We start from the raw sequence: 16878 nt of genomic DNA, 5'->3' as shown, positions 1-16878 counted from the left end.
CTACTTGTTGCGCGGTTCCCGCAAGGGGTGGCCGAGGCGGTCCGCAGGACGTGGGCTCAACACCGAGGGAAACCCGCCGACGCCCAGCAGGTCCGGAAATTGCTTGACCTGTTGGGCCAGTGGCGTGGCATGTGTGGTGTGGGCATGGCTGGGGTGTGGTCCCCGGATCGGTGTGCGGGCGAGGAGGGCGGCGGTCAGGCGTCCAGGGGTTCGGCGAACGTGCGGTAGGGGCCGCGACCGGTGTGCAGCTGCCACAGGGTGTCGGCGAGCACGTCGGGGTCCTTGCGCGGGTCCCCGGGCGTGATGGCGCCGGGGATGATCAGCTGGGCGACGTGGATGTTCTCCGCTTGCAGCGCGTCGTGCAGCAGTTGGCCGTAGGCGCTCTCGGCGGCGAACGCGACGGAGGTGCCGGCGCGGTCGGGGTGCGGGCGTACCGCGGTGCCGCCGTTGACGAACACGACGGTGCCGCGGCCCAGTTGACGCATTCCGGGCAGGACCTGCTGTACGGCCGTTGCGGGGCCGTGCACCGAGAACGCGAGCGGGGCGGCCAGGTCCCCGGAGCTGGTGTCCAGCACGGGTTTCATGAAGTCGGGGTGCGGGACCGGGCTGTACTGCAAGACCTCGATCGGGCCGAGCAGGGTGGCGGCAGCGTCCAGAGCGGCCTGCAGGGAGTCCGGGTCGCCGACGTCGGCTGCGAAGCCCTGGGCGTGGACGCCTTCCTTGGTCAGGACCGCGGTGAGGTCGTCGAGGTGCTGGGGGGTGCGGGCGATCAGGGCGATGTCGTGGCCCTCGCGCCCGAAGCGGCGAGCGGTGGCCAGGCCCAGGCCTGGACCTGCGCCGATGATGGCGACTGTGGTCATGGTGGCTTCCTCACGAAGGGGTCGCTGGTGCGATGAGCGGGCGACGGCGCGGGTGTCAGGCGGGGGTCAGACGCAAGGTCGCGGCGCGGGCGGTGTCCGCGACGATGGGCGGGACGTAGGCGCTGTAGCGGGCGTACTTGGTGCGGTAGGCACCGTCCAGGCGTTCCGCCAGGGCCGGGTCGTCGGCTTCCGTGAAGATGACGTCCCGGTCGACGCCGCCGGCCGTGATGTGGCCGGTGTGGGTGGCCCGGGCGGTACGGAACCAGGCCCCGCTGCGGCCGCGGTACGCGCGCACGTACAGGTTGTCGCCGTCGCGCACGACCCAGATCGGCGTCGGTGGACGCAAGCTGCCGTCCGTGTGACGGGGTTGGATGCTCAGTTCGTCGGCGTTCGCGATGCGGGACAGTTCGTCCGGTGTCCAGGTGGTCATCCGTGTGTCTCCTTCTGGGTTGCACGGCGGTCGTGGTCGTAACGGGTCGGGCGGGGCGGGGCACGGTGATGTCGCCGTACGGGCCCGGCCGGCATCATCGCCCCCGTTGCACCGGTCCCTGCACCGGACGGGCCGCGTCAGCAGCCTGTTGCAAGCCGGCGACACCCCCGGCCGTCGTGCCTGGCGTTCAGCCTGATCTTGTGGACAGCACCAAGGACAACACAAAGGGCGAAATCAAGAACACCCGCCACGGCCTCGGCCGGACCCTCTACATCGTCGAGGGCATCGCCCCGGTCTGGGGGAGAGGCCCGCCCCGGCAGTACCAAGGGCCTGACTCGAGGCGTCCACCGAGGGCCGCCACAGCGACATGATGGATGAAACCGCAGGTCACACGTGCGCGGAAGGTACCGCCATTACAGGTACTGACAGACCCCCTCAGCCTTGCGCCGGGCGTCCTGGCCTGGCTGGGTGGACACCAAGAGCGGAATTCCTCGCCTCGCGTCCCGCGAAGATCACCCCGCCGCAGGCCGGACCACCCGCCTGCGGCAGCAACCGGCGTGTGCCCGGGCTCCACCGTGAGGAGGTCTCCCTGCTCGCAGGCGTCAGCATCGACCACCACGCCCGCCTCGCACGTGGCCCACCTCGCCGGAGCCTCCGCCGAAGTCCTCGGCGCCTTCGCGGGCGCCCTCCAGCTCGACGAAGCCGGACGTGCCCAGCTGCACGACCTGGCCCGCGCCGCCGGCACACGAGCCGCGCGGCGCACCAGACGAACCCGCGGCCCCATCCCCGCCGGCGTCCATGGAACTACCCGCGCAGCCCGGCCTCACCCTGACCGCCTACAGCGCCGAGCCTCAGACCCCGGCCCACGATGCGCGCCGGCTGCCGGCCACCTGGGCCGCGACCGAGGACACTCTCGCGGCCACCACGACGCGGACCGAAGAGCAGCAGTCCTGACCGTATCCAGCCGATTGCGAATGGCAGCGGATCCAATTCGGCACGGCTCAGCGGCTACCGATGAGGCCGAGTGGTGGAGCGGAACCTGCCCATCGCCGTCGTCCTCGGAAACTACGGAACCGGCCCGATGCGGCAGCGGCGTTCATGCGGCGAGCAGACCGATGCGGAGCTTGGTGAGGGTGCGGGTGAGGAGGCGGGAGATGTGCATCTGGGACAGGCCCAATGCACGGCCGATCTCGGCCTGGGTCATCTCCTGACCGAAGCGCAGTTCGATGAGGGTTCGTTCCCGGTCGTCGAGCTCCTGCAGCAGGGGGCCGAGCGTGTGCAGGTCTTCGAACAGGTCCAACGCCGGGTCGACATCGCCCATGGTGTCCGCGTACTTCGGTCCGCCGTCGCTGGATTCGTTGGTGCCGCCAGGTGTGTCGATGGAGCGGGCGGCGTAGCCGTTGGCGGCCACGAGGCCCTCGACGACCTCTTCCTCGGTCAGGTCCAGATGGGTTGCGAGTTCCCGCACCGTGGGCGTGCGCCCCAGCGTGGTGCTGAGTGCTTCCTTGCTCTTGGCGAGGGCGACGCGCAGTTCCTGCAGGCGTCGCGGGACGTGGACGGCCCAGGTGGTGTCGCGGAAGAAGCGCTTGATCTCCCCGATGATGTAGGGGATCGCGAACGAGGTGAACTCGACCTCGCGTGACAGGTCGAACCGGTCGATGGCCTTGATCAGGCCGATGCTGCCGACCTGAATGACGTCTTCCATCTCGCTGCTGGTGCGGTTGCGGAACCGGCGGGCCGCGAAGGCCACCAGCGACAGATTCATCTCGATCAGCGTGTTGCGGACGTACTGGTACTCGTGGGTGCCCTCCTCCAGTACCTGTAGCCGGTCAAGGAACAGCCTGGTCAGGACCCGAGCGTCCATGGGAGCGACCTTGCCCCCGTCCTCGATCCATGGCAGGTCATCCGTGCCCTCCGAGGCTCCCGTGGTGCAGGCAATTGCTTCGCGGGCGCTCACGGATGAAGTCACGATGCCGCCTTAGCTGGAAAGCAGGGTGACCGTCTCCTGCCCGCCCTGGCACCATCCATGTCGGCGCGCAGCCGCCTACGCCATCGGAACGCGAACATGGCTGGTAAGTGTTCTGCGCCGGTCAGATGCAAGGGATTGTTGAAACGGCTCCGAAAGCCGGCTGCTCCTGAAAGCACGCAGGCAGGCGGTTGGGGACGCTGTCGCCCCGAGCGGCGACGTCTCCACCGCCAGTGGAAACACGGTGCAGATGTCGCTGCCTCACCAGCTCATTCTCCAGCTCAGTGGGTGGTCGGCGACGAGTGCAGAGGCTTCCCGCCTCTCACGCCCGCTGTGCGCTCGCCCCCGAGGCGCCGGACATGCACTCTGACGAAGGGGGCGTGTCCCTCCCTGAGTCGCATGGCGCTCGGCCCGGCGTTGCGCCGGTTCCGTCAGGTCCCGCCGGCAGGGTCGCATTGCTGAAGCGCGGGGGATGCCATGACGGCACGTGGCTCCCGGCGGACCGTTCCTGGCCCGAGAGGATCTGGAAATGTCTGACAACGACGTGAGCATGCGGAAGGTGCTGGCAATCGTCACGAACTACGGTGTCGAGCAGGACGAACTCCTGGTGCCTCTCGAACACCTGCGGGGCTGGGGCGCCGATGTGGATGTTGCTGCCGTGTCGGCGGGCGACGTTCATACCCTCGTCGGCGACAAGGACCCCGGAGAGACAGTTCGGCCCGAACTCACTCTGAGCGAAGTCGACCCGGCCGATTACGACCTACTGCTCGTGCCGGGTGGCACGTTGAATGCCGACAGGCTGCGTCGCGAGGAGTCGGCGACGGAGATCGTCCGCTCCTTCACGTCGACCGGTCGCCCGGTGGCAGCCATCTGCCACGGCCCCTGGGCCCTCGTCGAAGCGGGTGTGGTCGAAGGCAAAAAACTTACGTCGTACCCGTCACTGAGGACCGACATCCGCAATGCCGGCGGTGACTGGGCCGACGAGCCGGTCGTCAAGGACGACTCCCGCGGCTGGCCCCTCATCACCTCGCGCAATCCAGGTGACCTGGGGCCATTCCTCCACGAGATCGACGAAGCGCTCGCCGTGAACGCTCACTGACCATTACTGGTCCTGCCGCTGCGCGGCTTCTACCAATAGTGCCTGCGACCGGCGACCGCGTGTCCCATCGATCCGAGGATCCAAAAGACAACCCCGATCACGGCGAGAATGATGCCGATTGTCCACAGGATGGAGATTCCGGTCAGGAACCCGATGACAAGCAGGATGACTCCGAGAACGATCACAGCGTGCTCCGATCTCGCATATGTGTTCATTTCCCACTGTGATCCCCGTACGCCGCATGAGCAACTGCTCGGGGGAGTTTCCTGCTTCGGCTCTGCCTGGGAGGAGCGACCTCGCGCGGTGTCCTGCGCGCAACGCAGCACAGCGGGACCACCGGTCGTCGCGTGCAGTGATGGTGTCCCCAGGCCGTGCGGGACAGCCCGAGATACGGTTAACCGAGGCTGTATATCATGAAATGGCGCCTCATGAAGGTGGCGCGATAGCGAGTCGAGTCGTCGTCTCCGATTCCGGAGAGGGAACATGACCGCAGGCGAAGAGGACGGGACCGAGCGCGTCCGGCGCTCGTCCAGCAAGACGCCCGCCAAGAAGATCGCCCGGAAAGCCGGCACCGAACGGGCGAGCAGCCGAACGAGCGAAGACGAAACGAAGCGCACGTCCCGGCGGCTCTCGGCACCGCGGGCCATGCGGTACGCAGCTGAGCAGCTCCAGGAGCTTCTCGGCCGCGCACCCGAGTCCGTATCCGCCTTGAAGCCGACGGAAGAAGGCTGGCAGGCGAACGTGGAAGTCCTGGAGCTGGAACGTGTTCCCGGGACCACCAGCGTGATGGCGAGCTACCAGGTGACGCTGGACAAGGAGGGCGAACTGGTCGCATACGAGCGCACCCGCCGCTACACCCGGGGGCAGATCGACCCACGTGGCTGAGGCCGGGGATGCAAGGCAACACCGCATGAACGGAAACGGCCGCGCCAGGAGCGAGCCGTGAAAGGAGGCACCATGACTGTGGTGCCGCAAGGCGGAGGAACCATTTCCAGGGGTGGCGGCGGAGGCTCCGGGAACCTCTACGACATCCTCGAACTGATTCTGGACCGCGGACTGGTCATCGACGTCTTCGTGCGTGTCTCGCTGGTGGGCATCGAGATCCTCAAGATCGACGCCCGCATCGTGGTGGCGAGCGTCGACACCTACCTGCGCTTCGCGGAGGCCTGTAACCGCCTCGACCTGGAGTCGGGCCGCAAGGCACCGTCCCAGCTGACCGACCTGGTGGGTGAAGTGACCGAAGGCGGGGCACACGGCAAGGCCAAGGGAGCCCTGAGCGGGGCCGCAGAAGTGGTGACCGACGCGCTAAAGGGAGGACATGACGACGAGGAGTCCGAAGAGAGGCGCAAGGAGCCTGAGGAGAGGCGAGAGCGGCCGAGGCGTCGGCCTGCCGCCCGACGCCGTGAGGAGTGAGCCATGGCCGTATACGTCTACTCCATCGTCGCCGCCACCCATCCGCAGCGCCTGGACGACCTCGACGGGGTAGGGAACCCGCCCACGAGCCTTCGCAGTGTGAAGACCGACAAGCTGGTGGCGGTCGTCAGCGACGCCCCCGAGGACCTGCGGCCCAAACGCAGGGACCTCGGCGCACATCAGGCCGTGCAGGAGCGGCTGATGGCCGACGGCACGGTTCTACCGTTGCAGTTCGGGTTCACCACTCTGGACGACGACGCCGTACGAGCGGTGCTGAAGGACCGCAAGGACGAGTTCACCGAGCGGTTGCGGGCGCTGGAGGGCTGCGCGGAGTACCACCTGAAGGCCGCCCAGGACGAGGATGCCCTGCTGCGAGAGGTCCTCTTGGAGTCCGACGAGGCGCGCGGGCTCAACGAGGAGATCAGAGGCGGCAACAGCAGCCCGGACCTGGCGTTCGCCCTCGGGGAGCTGGTCTCCCGGGAAGTGCAGGCGCGGCAGGACCGGCTCGCCGCTGGCGTCCTTGATGCCCTGCGGGGGTTCGCACGGGAGGAACGCTCGTCGCAGCCGACGGGAAACGACTTCCTGAACGTGTCGTTTCTGGTGGAGCGGGACAAGGAGCAGAGTTTCCTCAGCGAGGAGCAGGGTCTCGCCAAGGAGCTGGGGGAGGACTTCGGCCTCAGGCTCGTCGGCCCGTTGCCCGCATACAGTTTCGTCTAGGGGGTCCTCATGGGACTGTTCACTCAACTCGCCACCCTCCCGCTCGCGCCGGTGCGCGGCGTGGCCTGGGTCATGGAGCGCGTCGTCGAGACCGCGGAGAACGAGTACTACGACCCGGCCCCCGTCGAGCGGGAGCTCGCCGAGCTCGAGCAGGCGCTGCTGGCGGGAGAAATCGACGATGAGACCTTCGACCGGCGCGAGGACGAGCTGCTGGACCGGCTGGACGAGATCAGAGCCCATGTCCAGGGCACCGATACCTGATCGCGGCAGCTGCCGCGGAGCCGGAGCGCTGCCACGCGCTACCGGCGCAATGCCGGGACACCCGGGATAGAGGTGCAGCGCCGTGAACGAACCCGTCGCCAGGAGGATGGGCGACTTCCCGTCCAGGGCCACCCCCTACGGCGGTCAGGGGTCCTCGGCCAATCTCGCGGACATCCTGGAGCGGGTCCTGGACAAGGGCATCGTCATCGCGGGCGATATCCAGATCAACCTGCTGGACATCGAACTGCTCACCATCAAGCTGCGCCTGCTGATCGCATCGGTGGACAAGGCGAAGGAGATGGGCATCGACTGGTGGGAGCACGACCCATCGCTGTCCTCACGCGCCAACGACGGCTACCGCTCACTCGCCGACGAGAACAAGAGGCTGCGTGCCGAGATAGAGGCGATGCGCCAGGGCGATGAGTTGCCGTCGGCCGAGGGTGAGGAGGGCAGCTCTGCTGCCCCGCGCCGCGCTTCACGCACCAAACGCGCAGCGCCCAGAGCCCGCAGCGAGAGGCGGGACGCGCCATGACCGAAGCCATCACCTATGCGTACGCCGTCGCGCGGGATGCTGACGGGGCATTGGAGGAGGTTCTGCCAGGGCTTCCCGGGGTGGGGGATGCTCCGGTGCACCTGGTGCGCGTAGAACCAGGTGACGATGTGGTGGTTGCCGTGAGCGCGGTGCCCGAGCAGGACTTTCAGGAGGCCGCGCTGCGCGCGCACCTCGAGGACCTGGACTGGCTGGAGTCCGTCGCCCGCGCCCACAACCATGTGATCGACGCGCTGGCTGCCCGCACCACCGTCCTGCCACTGCGTCTGGCGACGGTGTACCTCGACGACGAACGAGTGCGCCACATGCTCCAGACCCGCCGCGAGGCATTTGCCGGACGACTGACCGCCCTGGCCGCACAGGTGGAGTGGGGCGTCAAGATCTATGTAGCGGCGCCCGAGAGAGCGGCGAGTCCGGCAGACCCACCCACGGAAGCGGGTCTGAGCCCGGGACGGGCTTACCTCAGCCACCGCAGAGCACAGCGACATGCCCGCGAAGACGTCTATCGGGGCGCCTCACAGGCAGCCGAACGGATCGAATCCGCAGCCCGTGTCCATGCGGTCGACCGGGTCCAGCACCGGCCGCAGCAGGGCGAACTCGCACACGGGCCCGGAGAGAACGTCATCAACGACGCATACCTTGTGCCGCTTCAGCATGCTGAATCCTTCCGCGCCGATGTCCTGCAGGCCGGGGAAGGATTTCCAGGGGTGCGCGTCGAAGTCACCGGGCCCTGGGCCCCCTACTCCTTCGCTACGCCGGCCGATGTCGAGCCGATGAAGAGGGTCGTCCCGTGAAAGCGCCGGGCAGGCTGCAGGCCGTAGCGGAAGAACCGCTGGCGGAGCGGCAGATCGCGCTGATCGACCTGCTGGACCGACTGCTCAGCGGAGGCGTGGTCCTCACCGGTGACATCGTGCTCTCCATCGCCGATATCGACCTCGTACGCATATCGCTGCGCGCGCTGATCGTCTCCATCAGCGAACAGAATCCATCCCCGTGGCATGCCGTCTCAGCACCCGCAGGAGACAACGATGACCGATGAGGACCACCCGCCCGGCAACCGCTTCGACGAAGTCGCGGACGCGGCCACCCGCGCCTTCCGCCTGCTGCCCGCGCCGCCGCAAGATGTCATGACCTGTGGTCGTGCGGATCGCAGGCCGGCCCAGCGGATCACCACCGACCCCGACACGGTGGAACGAGACCTGATGAAGCTCGTCCTCACGATCGTCGAGCTGCTGCGCCAGCTCATGGAACGCCAGGCCCTGCAGCGGGTGGACGCCGGAGGCCTCACCGAGGAGCAGGAGGAGCGCCTGGGAGAAACGTTGATGATTCTGCACGATCGTATGATTGAACTCTGCGCTCGATACGACCTTTCCATGCAAGACCTCAATCTGGATCTCGGGCCTCTCGGAACCCTGCTGCCACCCACAGAATGACTGTCTAGGAGCACGACATGGGCATCGGAAAGAAGACCAGGAGCATCGGAAAAATCATCGAGGGGAAGACCAAGGAGATGGCCGGAAAGGCCGTGGGCAACAAGAGCATGGAGAAAAAGGGGAAGGCCGAAATGGTCAAGGGGAAAGTGAGGCACGCAATGGAGAAGGGCAAGGACACCTTCAGGCACTGAAGGAGACCTTCGAGTTCTGACCTCCGTGGTCCCGCCGCGCTCAGAGCAACGGCGGGACGATCGGTGACCAGATGCTCAGCTGACCGGGGATGGTTGACGGTGCGCGTCCACCAAGCGGTCCGATGCTGCGCTCCCAGTGGCGCAGCATCGGGCCGAAGGGGTACGTGCTGTGTGCGGCAGGACGATGCGGGGTCCCCTGGCTCAGCTCATTCCTCTTCTTCTTCGTCCACTTGCTCTTCGCCGTCTTCTTCCCAATCGCCCTCGTCCTCGTCCTCGTCCCCGTTCTCGCCTTCGTCTTGGTCCTCGTCCTCGTCCCCGTTCTCGCCTTCGTCTTGGTCCTCGTCCTCCTCGTCCCCGTTCTCGCCTTCGCCTTGGTCCTCGTACTCGTCCTCGTACTCGTCCTCGTTCTCGCCCTCCTCGTCCTCGCCCCCGTCTTCGTCCTCTTCGCTGTCGTAGTCTTCGGCTTCTTCGGCTTCTTCGTCCTCAAGGGCGTCTTCGTGACTCCGTACGACCTCGCCGTCGCGGATTTCACCGCGCCAGCCATCCGGTTCTTCATCGGTGAGGGTGACGTGGCGCTGGAAGTGCTTGAGGTCCAGCCGCAGTCGCCGCCCCTGCGCGCGCCACAGATTTCCGGTCTTTTCGAAAAGCCCGGACGCGTAGTATTCGACGACCAGAACAATGCGGGTCAGTCCGGGCGCCAGTTCATGGAAAGTGACCGCGCCACGGGTCGATCCCTTGGCGCCGTCGGACGTCCAGACGATGCGCTCGTCGGGCACCTGCTCCTGGACGGTTGCTTTCCAACCCCGAGTCGACGGACCGACTTTGACCTTCCAGTCGCTGGTCGTCTCGTCGGTCGGCGAGACACTTCGAACGCCCTTGGTGAAGCTGCTGAACTTCTCGTACTGCGTCCAGTGGTCGTAGGCCGTACGCAATGGCACACCGACATCGATGACCTCGATGATGTTGGTGACCTTCTTGTCGCCTGATTTGCGTCCATGCCCGCCGCCGAGGGCTTCTTTGGCCTTTCCCAGGACACTGTCCTTGACGTGCTTCGCCGTTCCGGAGAACACCGCCTTGAGGGGGGAGTCACCTCCCAGGAGGGCGGATCCGACCTTGGAGAGCGATCCCCCGTTCTCCGTGACGTCGGTGAGCTGGTCCGTCACATCGATCAGCTTGTCGCCGGCCCGTTCGGCCAGATCCCCCACCCACGCAGTGAGATAGTCCCCGAGTTCCTCACGCAGCCGGTCGAGTCCCGATTCCGCGTTGTCCTGTTCCGTTTTTGCCATGACCGGTTACCTCCGGCGCTCGACGCGCGACGATGTCTTCTTGGCGCTCTTCCTGGCGGTCTTCTTCGCTGCGGGAGCGGTCTTCTTCCGTGCGGCAGCCTTCTTCGCAGGCGCCTTCTTGGCGGCAGTCTTCTTCCCAGGTTCGGCAGCGGTCTTTTTCCCTGGCCTCTTGGAGGCGGACTTCTTCGCGGAGCTCTTCTTGGCGGGAGCTGACTTCTTCGCGGCGGTCTTCTTGGCAGCGGTCTTCTTGGCGGGCGCTGCCTTCTTCGTAGCTCCCTTACTCGGGGTGGCCTTCTTCGCGGGGGTCTTCTTGGCGGGAGCTGACTTCTTCGTGGCAGTCTTCTTGGCAGCGGTCTTCTTGGCGGGCGCTGCCTTCTTCGTAGCTCCCTTACTCGGGGTGGCCTTCTTCGCGGTGGACTTCTTGGCGGCCCGCTTCTCCGCACCCTTCTTCGCGGGGGCTCCCCGCTTCGTCGCGTCACGCCGGCCGGCGGCGGACTTGCTGGGCGTACGCTTCCTCGGCGCCGGCTTCGTAGCAGCTCGCGGGCCGCGACGGCGTGGCCGCTCTTCGGGCTCTTCCTCCGGTTCCTCTTCTTCTTCCGGTTCCTCTTCTTCGAGCTCCTCTTCCTGCCCCTCTTCCTCTGGTTCCTCCTCCTCCTCTTCTACTTCTTCCTCCGGCTCTTCCTCCTCGCCTTCTTCCTCTTCGGGCTCTTCCTCCTCGTATTCGCCCTCCTCGTACTCCTCTTCCGGTTCCTCTTCTTCCTCGTATTCTTCTTCCGGCTCCTCGCCCTCGTCGTGGGCGTACTCCTCCTCCTCCTCCTCTTCCTCTTCCTCCTCCTCTTCCGGTTCTTCCCTGCCGCTCTCGAGCTGGAGGGTGCGGTCCCGGAGTGAATCGGCGAGCGTCGTCAGACGACGGTTGGCAGCGGCGGTGACCGCCTCCCGGCCGGCGTTCATGACCTCCCCACGCAGCTGCTCACCCAGATCCGCAACCTGTGGGATCTCTCCGAGCTTGCGGATTCCTTGAGTCACGAGCTGTCGCGGTTCAAGCCCGAATTGACGCCCGGCAATATAGGACGCCGCCGTAAGAGCGAACCGGCCCTTCTTCGTACGGCCCAGCACATAGCCGCCGGCCAGGGCTGCGGCAAGCAGGATCTTGTTTGCGTCATTCATGGGTGCGTCACCTTTTCATGGGCAGGCAGCCGATCGGCGTCTGCGCAGGGGGCCGCTACTCAGCGGCATTGCTCCGCCGTATCCAGAGTTGATGGGTGTCCTGGCCCGCGCATCCCGAGCGCCCCATGAGACCCCTTTGGCAGCGCCGCAGAACTGGCTGATCCCGCTGTGTGACGGGACGTCTCGGCGGGCCGCGGGCCGTGCCGAAGCCCGTGGGCGGCGGAACCAGGGACTCGTGTCCCTGCAGCCCGCCATATGGGTCACGGCCGCCGAGCCTCCGGCGCGATGCGGTGCCGGCAGGAGTCCGCGTTCTCGACCGCATGGAGCCCGAAGCCCTTGCGGAGTTACGCCTCATTTCTCGATGCGGAAATCCAAGTGATGAGCGATCCTGACTTTGTGGAAGTCGTCTGCCGCAACGGCGTACGCCTGGCGCTTCGCCGGGTTCGCTTACGCACTTCCGGCCGGAGGCCGGCCAGCAGACGCGTCTTCGGGTACTCGCTGCGCACGGTGATGTGGATGAGGCGGAACGCGAGGCGGTGAGCCTCGGCTCGATGCCGACCCGACACCGAGGACAACAGTGGGTCACGCGGCGTGCGCTGCTGCGTCGACCTCGCCGGGCACTCCTTCTCCCCGCGGTGTCCCCATGGAGCGAGGCGGCGGGTCGAGGAAGGGAAGCACCATGAAGCTGCCGGAAGCCCGAGGAGAGGTGTCTGCCGCATTGATCGAGGCGCTCCGCCGGGAACCGGGTAGGCACGTGCTGCCCGATGCGTCCCTGGTGCGGAGCGCCGATCCGTACGGCGACGATCTGCAGCTGTCCCTGTATCTCTGTTACGAGTTGCACTACCGCGGCTTCGACACGGTGGACGGCGCGTGGGAGTGGGATCCCGAACTGCTCGGGGTGCGTGCCGCGCTGGAGCGGGGCTTCCTGGCGGCGCTACGCGCCGACGTGCCGGTTGCAGAGGATGTGGGCAGCGCGCTGGACGAAGCCGTTCTGGAGCCGGTGGACGCCGATGGCGTGTCGTACTTCCTGCGGGACGAGGGCGAACTGTGGCATCTGCGCGAGTATGCCGCCCAGCGCTCGCTGTACCACCTGAAGGAGGCTGATCCGCACGTGTGGGTGATTCCACGCCTGACGGGTCGGGCCAAGGCGGGAATGGTAGCTGTGGAGTACGACGAATTCGGAGCGGGACGGGCGGAACGGATCCACTCGAAGCTCTTCGCCGATCTGATGGTGGACCTCCACCTGGACACCTCGTACGGGCGCTACCTCGACGCCGGATCGAGACAGATGCTCGCGACCGTCAACCTCATGTCGCTCTTCGGGCTCCACCGCTCACACCGTGGTGCGCTGGTCGGTCATTTCGCGTCCGTGGAGATCACCTCCTCCCCGGGGTCGAGGCGCCTCGCGGAGGCGTTGAAGCGAGTCGGCGCCGGGCCTGCGGCCGTCCACTTCTATACGGAGCATGTCGAGGCCGACGCCGTGCATGAGCAACTCATGCGGCATCAGGTCGTCGCCGGCCTGCTCCAGGTGGAGCCGGATCTGGCACCGGATGTCACGTTCGGCATCGCGGCCACCGGATGGTTGGAAGACCGGTTCGGGGAGCAGCTGCTCGGCGCCTGGCGGGGCGGCGGCTCCTCACTCCGCGTGCCACTGCTCGACGTCGGCGGAGAGTGGAACGCCGGGGTCACAGGCTCCCAAGACCGGGGGGTGGTGGGGGCAGAGAGTTCACGACGATCGCGGGTGGGGGATTCGAAGGAGTGGGCACCTGAATGAGGAAGGGGAAGAATTCAATCTGGCCCCCCCTGTTCACGACCCGCTTCGAAACCCGGTAGCACACGATCGCATTCGGATCACTCATGGTCGTGTAGCACTGAAGCACCGACGGCGCGACCTGGGAATTCTGCGGTGAGGCAACGGAGGCACTCGCTGATGTGCCCGATACGCCGGCTTCCAAGCATAGGGAGACTGCCGCTGCGACAGTGATGGTCCGCAAAGCTGTCTTCTTCATGTTCATCAGCCCAAAGGCTAGGATCGAACTGGACTGTCCCATCAGCGCACTGGGGCCTTCGCCTGTATTTTCTCATGCTTCGGTTGGGCCATCACTTCACGTCGCGCACTCTCCTTAGAGCTCGTAACAGGATCTTGCTGAAGTGGCCTGGTCGGCCGTGACCGGTGTGACGATTCGACCGTTCGGGAGTATGTGAGTACTCGCCGGTGGATCGTGGACGACGACTTGTGGTTGCTGAGGCTGGGTAGTGCTCCTCAACATGGGTCAGGGGACGTGGAGTTGGATTGTTCCGGACGGGCTGTGGGAGATCGCCAGGCCGTTGATTCCGGCGGATCGGGTGCGACCGCGGGGCGGCGGAAAGCAGAACACGCCTGATGAGAGCTGTTCGCCGCGATCATCTACGTACTGGTCAGCGGTTGCGCCTGGCGGGCGTTGCCGCCCTGTTCTGGGGTGTCGAAGTCGACGGTGCACCGGCGGTTCATGATCTGGTCGAGAGCCGGTGTCTGGGGTCGGCTGCACGAGGCGGTTGTGCACCGGCTGGACGATGCCGACCTCGTCGATGTCTCCCGTGTCGTGCTGAACTCCGCGCACGTGCGGGCAGAGAAGGGGGCGAACACACAAGTCCGAGCCCCGTGGACCGGGGCAAGCCGGGTTCCAAGATGCACGTCCTGTCGGACGCGAACGGACTGCCCCTCATCCTCGGTCTCTCCACCGCCAACGTCCACGACAGCCGCGAGCTGAAACCCATGGTCGAGGGTCACCGAACGAGACATGACCCCTACCGCGGACGCTACTTCAAGCCACAACGCCTTCACGCCGACAAGGCCTACGACATCCCTCAGCTGCGGCGATGGCTGTGGGGCAAGCGCATCGGGGTCCATCGCCCGTAAGGGTGTCGAGTCCAGCGAACGGTTAGGGCGCCGCAGATGGGTGATCGAACGGACGATGTCGTGGCTGACGGGCTACCGCAGAATCAGCCCCCGTTACGAGCGCCAAACCGCCAACTACCTGGCCTTTCTCGGCCTCGCCGCAGCCCTCTGCTGCTACAAACGGCTCCTCGAACTCACCATGTAGGACACCATCTCAGTGGCGTACGTATCTCGGTGTAAACGTGATGGTGCAGCATGCTCGCGCGGGAGCGCCCCGCGGCGCGTGGCTGCGGGGCGCCCAGTGGGCGTTAGTCGACCATCTGCCCGTCGCCCGTACCGCCGACGCACTTCATCCCGACCACCTTTCCGCCGCCGTCCACGCACTCACCCGGGGTGAGGCTTTCGGTGTGGGCGGTGGCGGTGGTGTTGTGGGTGGCGGCCGTGGCGGTGGCGGCACCTGTGAGGCCGAGTCCGGCGAGGGCTGCCGTGGCGATGACGGCGGCTAGAGTTCGTCGAATGCGCATGTGGTTTCCCTTTCACGGATTGCCTCGGTTGGGGCACTACTCAGCTTGATCTTCGCCCATGTGGGTGGCGCGTTTGGTTACTCCATTCGAGTGACACCTGCCGGGAGTGGGTCACCGGCGACGCAGGGACGGATGGCCGGTGCCGCAACCCGCCGGAGAGGCCTTGAGGGCCGTGCTCGCATTTACGTACGCAGGTATCAGCAGTACGACAATCCTTAGAGCCGGCGCCGGCAGATGAGGCTGCAGACGAGGGAGACGAAGGCGTCGTGGAGTTCGGTGCGGCGTTCCCAGCGGACGGCGAGTCGTTTGAACTGGTGGAGCAGGGCGAAGGTCTGCTCGACGACGTAGCGGAGCTTGCCCATGTCTTTGATGTTCGGGCAGCCCTTGCGGGAGATGACGGGCAGGATCCGGCGTTTGCGCAGCTCATCGCGGTTCGGGTTGGAGTCGTAGCCCTTGTCGCCGAGCAGGGCTACTGAGCGTCGGCGGGGCCTGCTCGCGACGGGCGGGATGCCGACGACGAGGGCGAGGGTCTGGGTGACGTCGTTGACGTTCGCTGCAGTGGTGATGACCCTGAGTGGAGTGCCGCGTCCGTCGCAGATCAGATGGTGTTTGCTGCCCGTCTTCCGCCGGTCGACCGGCGACGGACCGGTGTCGGCGCCCCTTTTTTCGCGCGGATGTGGGAGCCATCCACGCAGGCCCGGGACCGGTCGAGCTGGCCGGCTGCATTGAGCTCGGCGACCAGGATGCGGTGGAGCTGGTCGAAGACGCCGGCCTTCTGCCACCGCTCCAGTCGCCCCCAGCACGTCTGTCCGGAGCCGAACCCCAGCTTCAGCGGGAGCAGTTGCCAGGCGAGGTCGTTGCAGAGCACGTACAGGAGCCCCTGCAGGCACAGCCGGTCCGGCACCGGCCGCGGCCCCGGTGACCGCTCCGGCCAAGGCCAAGTCCGAGCGCGACCCGTCAGCGACACCCACGCGCATTGATCCGGGCGGCCTGGCGCGTCAGGTGGTCGCGCTCGGCGAGGTTGGGTGCCTTTTGGGCCGCCTCGGCGTACAGCCGTGCCGCCGTCGCCAGGTCGCCGTCGCGCTCGTGGAGGTACGCAGCCACCGCGGCGTGGCGGGGCAGTGAGGCGTCCAGCGCCGCGAGCGCCGCCAGGCCGGCGCGCGGTCCGTCGGCCTCCCCGACGGCCACCGCGCGATTGAGCCGGACGACCGGACTGTCGGTCAGGCGCGTGAGCTCGTCGTACCACTCGACGATCTGTACCCAGTCGGTCTCGTCGGCGGTGGGTGCGTCGGCGTGGAGTGCTGCGATCGCTGCCTGGGCCTGGAACTCGCCCAGCCGGTCGCGGGCGAGGGCGGTCTGGAGGATCCCGACGCCCTCGGCGATCAACTTCGTGTCCCACCGGCCGCGGTCCTGCTCGGCGAGCGGCACGAGGCTGCCGTCGGGCGCGGTCCGCGCGGCGCGCCGGGCGTGGTGGAGCAGCATGAGGGCGAGCAGCCCCGCGACCTCGGGGTGGTCGATGGCGGCGGCGAGCTGCCGGGTGAGGCGGATGGCCTCGGCGGCGAGGTCGACGTCGCCGGAGTAGCCCTCGTTGAAGACGAGGTAGAGGACGCGCAGCACGGTGGCGACATCACCGGGCTGGTCGAGGCGCACGTCGGAGACGGTGCGTTTGGCCCGGCTGATGCGTTGCGCCATGGTCGCCTCGGGCACCAGATAGGCCTGGGCGATCTGGCGGGTGGTGAGCCCGCCCACCGCGCGCAGCGTGAGCGCGACAGCGGACGACGGCGTCAGCGAGGGGTGGGCGCAAAGGAAGTACAGCTGGAGGGTGTCGTCCGCCGCGGGCGCGGGCCCGGGTGCCGGCTCCTCGCCGACGAGGTCCTCACGCCGGCGACGGGCGGCATCCGAGCGGGTGGCGTCAAGGAACTTGCGCCAGGCCACGGTGACCAGCCAGCCCTTCGCATCCCGCGGTGGGTCGGCCGGCCAGACGCGGACTGCCTCGACCAGCGCGTCCTGTACGGCGTCCTCGGCCGCCGCGAAGTCGGCTCCGCGGCGGACGAGGAGGGCGAGCACGCCCGGCGTGAGGCTCCGGATCAGGGCCTCGTGCAT

General features: G+C 67.0%; 22 protein-coding genes and 2 pseudogenes. 14 read left to right on the top strand and 10 right to left on the bottom strand.

The window, feature by feature from the left end; genetic code table 11:
- Nucleotides 1-194: 194 nt before the first annotated feature.
- Together OG963_RS05710 and OG963_RS05705 are read right to left on the bottom strand one after the other, a co-directional pair.
- On the bottom strand, nt 195-860 hold the full coding sequence (locus OG963_RS05710) for an SDR family NAD(P)-dependent oxidoreductase (RefSeq protein WP_362274511.1): 666 nt from the start codon (nt 858-860) through the stop codon (nt 195-197).
- Between the two features lie 55 nt (nt 861-915).
- Nucleotides 916-1290, bottom strand: a complete 375-nt coding sequence (locus tag OG963_RS05705; RefSeq protein WP_093770743.1) for a DUF2255 family protein — start codon at nt 1288-1290, stop codon at nt 916-918.
- 460 nt (nt 1291-1750) lie between these two features.
- On the opposite strand from OG963_RS05705, the pseudogene OG963_RS05700 reads away from it, so the two are divergent.
- Together OG963_RS05700 and OG963_RS05695 are read left to right on the top strand one after the other, a co-directional pair.
- Nucleotides 1751-2087 (top strand): annotated as a pseudogene (locus OG963_RS05700) (transcriptional regulator); the annotation flags it as partial.
- A gap of 1 nt (nt 2088) precedes the next feature.
- Nucleotides 2089-2244: a hypothetical protein gene (locus tag OG963_RS05695; RefSeq protein ID WP_362274565.1), complete on the top strand. Its 156-nt coding sequence runs from the start codon at nt 2089-2091 to the stop codon at nt 2242-2244.
- A gap of 142 nt (nt 2245-2386) precedes the next feature.
- On the opposite strand, the gene OG963_RS05690 is transcribed toward OG963_RS05695, so the two are convergent.
- On the bottom strand, nt 2387-3259 hold the full coding sequence (locus OG963_RS05690) for a SigB/SigF/SigG family RNA polymerase sigma factor (protein ID WP_371126240.1): 873 nt from the start codon (nt 3257-3259) through the stop codon (nt 2387-2389).
- Between the two features lie 526 nt (nt 3260-3785).
- Here OG963_RS05690 and OG963_RS05685 point away from each other — a divergent pair.
- Nucleotides 3786-4355, top strand: coding sequence for a DJ-1/PfpI/YhbO family deglycase/protease (locus tag OG963_RS05685; RefSeq protein WP_030930781.1), 570 nt, complete (start codon nt 3786-3788; stop codon nt 4353-4355).
- 29 nt (nt 4356-4384) lie between these two features.
- Here OG963_RS05685 and OG963_RS05680 read toward each other — a convergent pair whose 3' ends face one another.
- On the bottom strand, nt 4385-4540 hold the full coding sequence (locus OG963_RS05680; RefSeq protein WP_093770747.1) for a DUF6131 family protein: 156 nt from the start codon (nt 4538-4540) through the stop codon (nt 4385-4387).
- A gap of 298 nt (nt 4541-4838) precedes the next feature.
- Between OG963_RS05680 and OG963_RS05675 the strand changes: the two genes are divergently transcribed.
- The 9 genes from OG963_RS05675 (at nt 4839) to OG963_RS05635 (ending at nt 8920) form a co-directional block, all read left to right on the top strand.
- Nucleotides 4839-5240, top strand: a complete 402-nt coding sequence (locus OG963_RS05675; protein ID WP_093770749.1) for a gas vesicle protein — start codon at nt 4839-4841, stop codon at nt 5238-5240.
- A 72-nt stretch (nt 5241-5312) separates the two neighbouring features.
- On the top strand, nt 5313-5768 hold the full coding sequence (locus tag OG963_RS05670) for a gas vesicle structural protein GvpA (RefSeq protein ID WP_030930776.1): 456 nt from the start codon (nt 5313-5315) through the stop codon (nt 5766-5768).
- Nucleotides 5769-5771: 3 nt separating this feature from the next.
- Nucleotides 5772-6485, top strand: coding sequence for a GvpL/GvpF family gas vesicle protein (locus OG963_RS05665; protein ID WP_371798582.1), 714 nt, complete (start codon nt 5772-5774; stop codon nt 6483-6485).
- A 9-nt stretch (nt 6486-6494) separates the two neighbouring features.
- Nucleotides 6495-6746 carry a gas vesicle protein GvpG gene (locus tag OG963_RS05660; RefSeq protein ID WP_030930771.1) on the top strand — a complete coding sequence of 84 codons (252 nt, stop codon included), beginning with the start codon at nt 6495-6497 and terminating at the stop codon, nt 6744-6746.
- A 106-nt stretch (nt 6747-6852) separates the two neighbouring features.
- On the top strand, nt 6853-7278 hold the full coding sequence (locus OG963_RS05655) for a gas vesicle protein (RefSeq protein ID WP_093770753.1): 426 nt from the start codon (nt 6853-6855) through the stop codon (nt 7276-7278).
- A complete protein-coding gene (locus OG963_RS05650; protein ID WP_093770755.1) occupies nt 7275-8090 on the top strand; it encodes a GvpL/GvpF family gas vesicle protein in 816 nt (271 codons plus the stop codon). Before OG963_RS05655 ends, OG963_RS05650 begins: the two co-directional genes overlap by 4 nt.
- The gene (locus OG963_RS05645) at nt 8087-8335 is read left to right on the top strand and encodes a gas vesicle protein (RefSeq protein WP_093770759.1); all 249 of its coding nucleotides are present in this window, start codon (nt 8087-8089) and stop codon (nt 8333-8335) included. Before OG963_RS05650 ends, OG963_RS05645 begins: the two co-directional genes overlap by 4 nt.
- A complete protein-coding gene (locus OG963_RS05640; protein WP_030930761.1) occupies nt 8325-8729 on the top strand; it encodes a gas vesicle protein K in 405 nt (134 codons plus the stop codon). The genes OG963_RS05645 and OG963_RS05640 overlap by 11 nt, the downstream gene beginning before the upstream one ends.
- A gap of 17 nt (nt 8730-8746) precedes the next feature.
- Nucleotides 8747-8920, top strand: a complete 174-nt coding sequence (locus OG963_RS05635) for a CsbD family protein (RefSeq protein ID WP_078879128.1) — start codon at nt 8747-8749, stop codon at nt 8918-8920.
- Between the two features lie 206 nt (nt 8921-9126).
- Here OG963_RS05635 and OG963_RS05630 read toward each other — a convergent pair whose 3' ends face one another.
- Together OG963_RS05630 and OG963_RS05625 are read right to left on the bottom strand one after the other, a co-directional pair.
- Complete coding sequence (locus OG963_RS05630) at nt 9127-10206, bottom strand: SRPBCC family protein (RefSeq protein ID WP_371798581.1); 1080 nt, start codon at nt 10204-10206, stop codon at nt 9127-9129.
- 6 nt (nt 10207-10212) lie between these two features.
- Nucleotides 10213-11373, bottom strand: a complete 1161-nt coding sequence (locus OG963_RS05625) for a histone protein (protein WP_371798580.1) — start codon at nt 11371-11373, stop codon at nt 10213-10215.
- A 679-nt stretch (nt 11374-12052) separates the two neighbouring features.
- Here OG963_RS05625 and OG963_RS05620 point away from each other — a divergent pair.
- Both OG963_RS05620 and OG963_RS05615 read left to right on the top strand, forming a co-directional pair.
- Nucleotides 12053-13147, top strand: a complete 1095-nt coding sequence (locus OG963_RS05620) for an iron-containing redox enzyme family protein (protein WP_093770765.1) — start codon at nt 12053-12055, stop codon at nt 13145-13147.
- Nucleotides 13148-13641: 494 nt separating this feature from the next.
- Nucleotides 13642-14456, top strand: a pseudogene (locus OG963_RS05615) (IS5 family transposase).
- Nucleotides 14457-14559: 103 nt separating this feature from the next.
- Here OG963_RS05615 and OG963_RS05610 read toward each other — a convergent pair.
- The 4 genes from OG963_RS05610 to OG963_RS05595 form a co-directional block, all read right to left on the bottom strand.
- Nucleotides 14560-14775: a hypothetical protein gene (locus OG963_RS05610; protein ID WP_093770767.1), complete on the bottom strand. Its 216-nt coding sequence runs from the start codon at nt 14773-14775 to the stop codon at nt 14560-14562.
- 215 nt (nt 14776-14990) lie between these two features.
- The gene (locus tag OG963_RS05605) at nt 14991-15377 is read right to left on the bottom strand and encodes a transposase (RefSeq protein WP_319739775.1); all 387 of its coding nucleotides are present in this window, start codon (nt 15375-15377) and stop codon (nt 14991-14993) included.
- Complete coding sequence (locus OG963_RS05600) at nt 15374-15742, bottom strand: transposase (RefSeq protein ID WP_371798579.1); 369 nt, start codon at nt 15740-15742, stop codon at nt 15374-15376. Before OG963_RS05600 ends, OG963_RS05605 begins: the two co-directional genes overlap by 4 nt.
- Entirely contained in the window at nt 15733-16878 is a 1146-nt protein-coding gene (locus tag OG963_RS05595) for an RNA polymerase sigma factor (protein ID WP_093770769.1), read from the bottom strand. The genes OG963_RS05600 and OG963_RS05595 overlap by 10 nt, the downstream gene beginning before the upstream one ends.

The sequence above is a fragment of the Streptomyces sp. NBC_01707 genome, from assembly GCF_041438805.1.
Lineage (GTDB): Bacteria > Actinomycetota > Actinomycetes > Streptomycetales > Streptomycetaceae > Streptomyces.
Note: the sequence above shows the minus strand (reverse complement) of the source record. Positions and strands in the feature narration are given on the sequence as shown.